Source organism: Flavobacterium orientale (genome assembly GCF_014638005.1).
In the GTDB taxonomy this organism is placed as follows: Bacteria; Bacteroidota; Bacteroidia; order Flavobacteriales; family Flavobacteriaceae; genus Flavobacterium; species Flavobacterium orientale.
On record NZ_BMFG01000008.1, the window covers coordinates 154960 to 161735 of the forward strand.

Here is a 6776-nt window from a genome sequence, read left to right on the forward strand (position 1 = left end):
TTAGAATCTAAATGAAATCTTAGTAACTTAGCCAATTGAAACTTTATGCTATAAAAAATGAAAGATTTAAGCAATTATCGAAAATCCTACGAGAAAAGTCAATTAATTGAAAGCGAGATTCCGGAAGATCCAATAAACTTGTTTCACAGGTGGTTTTATGAAACAGAAGAGTTTGGCTCTATAGAAGAAGTAAATGCCATGACAGTAGCTACAATTGGTTTGGATGGCTTCCCTAAGTCACGCGTGGTTTTGCTGAAAAAATTTAATGAAGAAGGTTTTATTTTTTATACCAATTATGATTCAGAAAAGGGAAAAGCCATACTTTCAAATCCAAACATTTGTCTGTCTTTTTTTTGGGCATCCATGGAAAGACAAGTCATAATTAAAGGTATTGCTGAAAAAACAGCCGATAGCATTTCAGATGGTTATTTTGACAGCCGTCCGACTGGAAGTAAATTAGGTGCTATTGTTTCTCCACAAAGTCAAATCATTCCGTCACGACAATTTTTAGAAGAACAATTAAAAGATTTAGAAGCCAAAGTCACTATAAATGAAATAGTTAGACCCAAAAATTGGGGTGGCTTTTTGGTACGTCCTCAAGAAGTAGAATTTTGGCAAGGACGACCTAACCGACTTCATGATAGAATTCGTTATCAACTTCAAAATGATTTTAATTGGAAAATTGATCGTTTAGCACCTTAATTTGTAAGTAAAAATTTATGTAATTATTTTTTTTGTGCATTTCATCGATTTTATTTGGCACTTTAACGACATAGTGGTAATATTGAACAACCAAATCAGGAATACGTTCATAATATAATAACAATAAAGGTATTTGCCCCACATCTACTTTAAAACTTAACCTACTACTATGAAAGCAAAAATGTTTAGAGCATTGTTGCCAATTGCAATTATGTTCACTTTAGTGTCATGTTCAACTGAAGATTCAGCTGAAAGTTCAGAAAACTTAAAAGTTGAAAATTATGCTTACAACGATATTGAACTCGATATGATGGCTCGAATAAATGATTATAGAGCTAGTGTTGGATTGCCTGAATTGGCACCAATTGATCATATCTCTTATAAATCTGGAGAGCACAATGATTACATGATTGAAAACGATGTTGTTGGTCATTATTATTTTGAATCACGTTCAAACAACATCAAACAAGTTTTAGGAGCAGTGAGAGTAAGTGAAAATTTAGCCTATAACTATAACACTAATAATGCAGCTCTAAACGCATGGTTAAATAGTGATGGTCACAAAGAAAACATTGAAGGTGATTATACTCACTTTGGAATTTCAATAAAAATTAATCCGGCTAACGGAAGAAAATACTACACTAATATTTTTATGAAAAGGTAAATTTACCCCGATTTTACCTAACCTACTAAAAGACCACATTTGTGGTCTTTTTTATTTCTATGATTATTTTATATACATGATTCGTATATTGATTAAGCTACAACAACTCATTAATAACTCTTGATAATTTTGTATAAAAAAACAAAGTAATCTTCTCATACATTATTATTTCAATTTGATTTTGATAATAATTCTTTATTTTATTGTTTAAAATGAACCGTATGATCTTACCATTCTAAACTCTATTCTGGTTTATAAAATATAATTCTATACAACATTCAAATCCTATAAATAGATCAATCGATTTATTCTAACTATGTTATTTCAATGTAAAATAGTTCTTCAGCAACAAGCCTTTATGTTTTTATTAAACAAGTAATGCATTTTTTAAAGTAAAGTTTATATGAAATCGTCAAACTATAAAACGTTGTTATAATGATTTCTTTAGTTATTTTATGATGTTACTTTGTTTGATATAAACATAAAAAAAGGTAACCATTTCTGATTACCTTTTTTATAAATTTTAAAAATCTTTTATAATTCTGTAATGATGAATTCGCTTCGTCTGTTCATTTGGTGATCTTCTTCTGAACATTTTACACCATCAGCACATTTGTTTACTAATTGTGTTTCACCATAACCTTTACCGGTTAAACGTGATTTATCAATTCCGTTTTTAACTAACCAATCAATAGTAGATTTTGCTCTACGATCTGAAAGTTTTTCGTTATACTTGTGTGAAGCACGACTATCTGTATGTGAACGAATATCAATTTTCATTGTTGGATTTTCGTTTAACACGTCTAATATCTTAGCTAAATCAACAGCCGCATCTGGACGAATGTTCCATTTGTCTAAATCAAAATAAATCAAATTAATTTTAAAACAATTAGCCAAATCGTCACCCTCTTTCATTATACAAGTTTTTCTTTCTAACTTGATGTCAACATGAGTTTTTCCTGATTCGTTTGGAATTGTTACAGGTAATTCTTGCGTTACAAAGTCTTCACTTTCTGCTCTGACATAGTATTTTTTATCACATTCTACTTCGCCAAAATCAAATTTTCCTTCGCTGTCACTCATTACTTCTTTCATTACATTGAATTCATTATCAAGTAAAGTAACTTTTGTATTTGGAAGAGCTACTAATTCTTCATCAGTAATTAAACCTGACAATAAGTGTTCGCATACAAATACCAATTCTTTAGTTTCAGTGAATTTATAAATATCATCACTCCCTACTCCACCGGGTCTGTTTGAAGATAGAAAACCTTTTTTTGTTTCAGAATTAATGATATAAGCAAAATCATCTTTTGGAGTATTTGCAGGTTCACCAACATTCAAAACATATTTTATTGAATTATCTTCTTCAATTCGAGCTGCAAAAATATCTAAACCTCCAAGTCCGGGATGACCGTCAGATGCAAAATATAATTCATTTTTAGCTGAAATAAATGGGAATGTCTCTCTACCTTCTGTATTAATAGTTGGGCCAAGATTAACAGGTTCACCAAAAGTGCCATCGTCATTAATTGCTACTTTAAAGATATCAGACAAACCTAAAGTTCCAGGCATATCTGAAGCAAAATACAATGTTTTTTCGTCAGGACTAAGAGCCGGATGTGCTGTTTGATAAGAATCACTATTAAAAGGTAAAGCAATTACATCAGACCATTTTCCATCTTTAAAAGTTGCTCTGTAAATTTTTAGAAGCGTATTTTTATCTCCATCAAAACCTTTTTTTCCGTTTAGAAAATTATTTCTAGTGAAATAAACCGTGCTACTGTCTTTTGTGAAAACAGGAGTAGATTCATGAAACTTTGTTCGCAATTCATTGGCATACTTTTCAGCACCAGATAAAGAACCATCTTCACCTAATTCTGCAGCATATAATCTTGTAAAGTACTGATCAGTCCAAGTGTGTTTTCTTTTTGCAAAGTTTCCGGTATCTCTAGCCGAAGTGAACACAACTTTATCATTAAAGAAAGCTGGTCCATAATCAGAATATTCCGAATTGATTCCTGCATTATCAATATTATAACGTCCTGAATTACTTTTGATAACCTCTAAATAATTTTTTTGCTCTTTAGCTAGATTACCTCTTTTATCATCAGCACTAGCTGTTTTAAATTTAAGCATCATCTCATCAGCTTTTGTATAATTTCCAACCGCTTTTAATGATTGAGCATATCTGAAAAAATATTCAGGTTCTACTTCTTCTGTCATTGCAAACAATTGTCCGTACCATTTTTCTGACTGCTCTAATTCAGCATTGAAATAATAAGAGTTTCCTAATTTTTTAAGAATATCAGGAGACGTATATCCCTTTTCAACAATACGCTCATACGTATTAATTGCGTTGATATAGGCAAATTTTTCATAATTCTTTTCGGCTCTGTTAATTCTGCCTTTTTGCTGAGCATATAGATTAATTGAGCAAATACTCAATAGGACTATATAGGTAAGTTTTAATTTCATAACTATGCTGTATTAAAAGAATCTAGGTGAAACAATTTTACTGTAATTTTTGAATAATTCAAATCTCAAAAACACCTCATGAGAACCGGAATTAAAACGTCTTAAGCTTGTGGTTTCTCTATCATAACCATATCCTATGAAGATTTGGTCGGATACTTGAAAACCAGCCATCCCACTGAAAGCGGCATCCCATCTGTAAGCTGCTCCTAAAACAAATTTTTCATTGATTAAGAAGTTTCCGGAAACATCAACTTGCAGAGGTGCACCTTCAATAGCTTTTGTTAAAAAAGCAGGTTTAAATTTTACATCAGGTGACAAATCAAAAACATAACCACCAATTAAATAGAAGTTCTTTCTCTCTTTGTTAATTGCTACTGAATTATCATCATATCTTGTCATCTCAAAAATATGAGGAACGGACAATCCAAAATATAACTTATCAGAATGTAAATAAACACCGGCACCTATATTCGGTGTAAAGTTATTTCTCAAGTTTTGAAATTGAGGATCTCCTTGATCTTGTGGATTAAGTTTATTCACATCTAAGTTAAAAAGATTAGCCGTTCCTTTCAATCCAAAAGACAGTTTAAAAGTTTCAGATGTGTTTATTGTATAGGAAACATCCGCAGAAATTGTATTTTCATCAGTTGGACCGATGCGGTCATTAACAAAAGATAATCCAAGTCCTAGTCTACTATTTCCAATTGGTGTATTTAAGGAGGCTGCGTTTGTAACAGGAGCCCCATCTAAACCAACCCATTGCGTTCTGTGTAATCCGAAAATACTCATTACTCCTCTCGATCCAGCATAGGCCGGATTGACATTAATGGTATTATACATGTACTGTGTGTATTGGGCATCTTGTTGAGCAAAGCTAACAAAACCACTAAACATCAAAGCGAAAAATAAAATTTTTGTTTTCATTTAATTTATTTTTTAGAAACCCGAGGGTATTTTTCAACCCTCAGGAATTATATTTATCTAGTTAGGTATAACCATCCTTCTTTATTCACTGTTGATCCTTCAACAGTTTTATATTGAATGATATAGAAATAGGTTCCTGTTGGTAATTCAGCAGACTTATTTAAAGTTGCTCTTCCTTCAGATACTCCTCTGAAAACTCTGGTTGTATTATCATAGCCACGAGTTTCAAACACTAACACGCCCCAACGGTTATAAATTTCCACAGTGTTATCTGTATAACACTCATTATTATCAATGTTCTCAATATAGAATACATCGTTTAATCCATCTCCATTTGGAGACATTGCGTTAAATACTTCAATCGGTTGACAAGGTAAAACTACACAAAGATCATTAACATTCATAGTTATCTCAATAATTCTAGGACAAACACTATCTGAAATCACATACTGTAGTTTGTAATCTCCTGTTTGACTTACTAATGTAGGATCAAAAATGTTTCCTTGTAATCCACCTGAACCATCAACATCAACCCATGTTCCGTTTTGTTCTATGCCTTGTTCAAGTAAAGAGAATAAGTCAATAGCATCATCTTCAATACACAGTTCGCTGTTTAAAGTTTCAATAGGACTAACTACTGTTACATTAACTGTTTGCGTGTAAGTTTCAGAATTACCACATGAATCAGAAACTAACCAACTTCTAACAATTGTATAACTATTTTGAGTTTGATTGATAGTTTCTTCAGTAAACACTACATCTACTTCTGTTGAACATGTATCTGTGAACTCTAATTCCGGCATAACAGGAATTTGATCACAACTTACATTTATTACAGACTCAAACTGAGTAACCGGCACTGGTGCTGAGTTGTCCTCTACAGTTATCTCTTGAGTATGTGTTACTGAGTTTCCACAAGTATCAATTGCCAACCAAGTTCTGATTATTTGATATTCACCTTCACATGAGCCATTTACAATTGATTCTTCAAAGAAAACGCTTGTTTCTCCACAATTATCTATTGCAGTTAATACTACTGGTAATGGTATTGAATCACAATCGGTTGTTTCATTTTCTGGTAAAGCTTCAACAAAAGTTGGTGCTGTATTGTCAAAAACATTTATGCTTTGAGTGTGAGAAACTGAATTTCCACATTCATCTGTTGCTGTCCAAGTTCTTATCAAAGTATATGTTGTAGGACATTTACCATCTTGAATAGCCTCACTAATTGTTACTGTTGCTGTACCACATGAATCAACTGCTGTTAAGACTTCTGGAGTTGGGATGGCATCACAACTTACAGTCAATTCTTCAACTGGTAAATCTCCAACGAATACAGGTGCAGTGGTGTCTTCTACTGTTATTACTTGTACATGAGATACTGCATTGCCACATGAGTCAGTTGCTGTCCATGTTCTAGTTATCACTGATGATCCTAAACATTGTCCTGCTACTACTGATTCATTAAACGTTACAGTAGCATCGCCACAGTTGTCAGTTGCTGTTAAAGTAACTGCTGCTGGGATAGCATCACACTGAACTGTCGCATTCTGTGGTAAATCTCCAACGAATACAGGTACAGTGGTGTCTTCTACTGTTATTACTTGTACATGAGATACTGCATTGCCACATGAGTCAGTTGCTGTCCATGTTCTAGTTATCACTGATGATCCTAAACATTGTCCTGCTACTACTGATTCATTAAACGTTACAGTAGCATCGCCACAGTTGTCAGTTGCTGTTAAAGTAACTGCTGCTGGGATAGCATCACACTGAACTGTTGCATTCTGTGGTAAATCTCCAACGAATACAGGTGCAGTGGTGTCTTCTACTGTTATGGTTTGAACGTGTGTTGTTATGTTTCCACATGAGTCAGTTGCCGTCCATGTTCTAGTTATCACTGATGATCCTAAACATTGTCCTGCTACTACTGATTCATTAAACGTTACAGTAGCATCGCCACAGTTGTCAGTTGCTGTTAAAGTAACTGCTGCTGGGATAGCATCAC

At 33.1% G+C, this 6776-nt stretch carries 5 protein-coding genes; 2 read left to right on the forward strand and 3 right to left on the reverse strand.

From position 1 onward, the window contains the following. The first annotated feature begins 57 nt into the window (after positions 1-57). Positions 58-702 (forward strand): pyridoxamine 5'-phosphate oxidase, encoded by a 645-nt coding sequence (pdxH, locus tag IEV15_RS11260; protein WP_188362626.1) that lies wholly within the window; start codon positions 58-60, stop codon positions 700-702. A gap of 169 nt (positions 703-871) precedes the next feature. Beyond that, the gene (locus tag IEV15_RS11265; protein ID WP_188362627.1) at positions 872-1366 is read left to right on the forward strand and encodes a CAP domain-containing protein; all 495 of its coding nucleotides are present in this window, start codon (positions 872-874) and stop codon (positions 1364-1366) included. 534 nt (positions 1367-1900) lie between these two features. On the opposite strand, the gene IEV15_RS11270 is transcribed toward IEV15_RS11265, so the two are convergent. The 3 genes from IEV15_RS11270 to IEV15_RS11280 all read right to left on the reverse strand — a co-directional run. After that, positions 1901-3844 carry an OmpA family protein gene (locus IEV15_RS11270; protein ID WP_188362628.1) on the reverse strand — a complete coding sequence of 648 codons (1944 nt, stop codon included), beginning with the start codon at positions 3842-3844 and terminating at the stop codon, positions 1901-1903. A 12-nt stretch (positions 3845-3856) separates the two neighbouring features. Further along, positions 3857-4768: a PorP/SprF family type IX secretion system membrane protein gene (locus IEV15_RS11275; RefSeq protein WP_188362629.1), complete on the reverse strand. Its 912-nt coding sequence runs from the start codon at positions 4766-4768 to the stop codon at positions 3857-3859. A gap of 53 nt (positions 4769-4821) precedes the next feature. Beyond that, positions 4822-6776: T9SS type B sorting domain-containing protein (locus tag IEV15_RS11280; RefSeq protein WP_188362630.1), on the reverse strand; the 1955-nt coding region annotated here is incomplete at its 5' end.

Excerpts from the sequence above, each read along its gene's own strand:
- pdxH (WP_188362626.1), top strand. The coding sequence starts at position 58 with ATGAAAGATTTAAGCAATTATCGAAAATCCTACGAGAAAAGTCAATTA.
- IEV15_RS11265 (WP_188362627.1), top strand. The coding sequence starts at position 872 with ATGAAAGCAAAAATGTTTAGAGCATTGTTGCCAATTGCAATTATGTTC.
- IEV15_RS11270 (WP_188362628.1), bottom strand. The coding sequence starts at position 3,844 with ATGAAATTAAAACTTACCTATATAGTCCTATTGAGTATTTGCTCAATT.
- IEV15_RS11275 (WP_188362629.1), bottom strand. The coding sequence starts at position 4,768 with ATGAAAACAAAAATTTTATTTTTCGCTTTGATGTTTAGTGGTTTTGTT.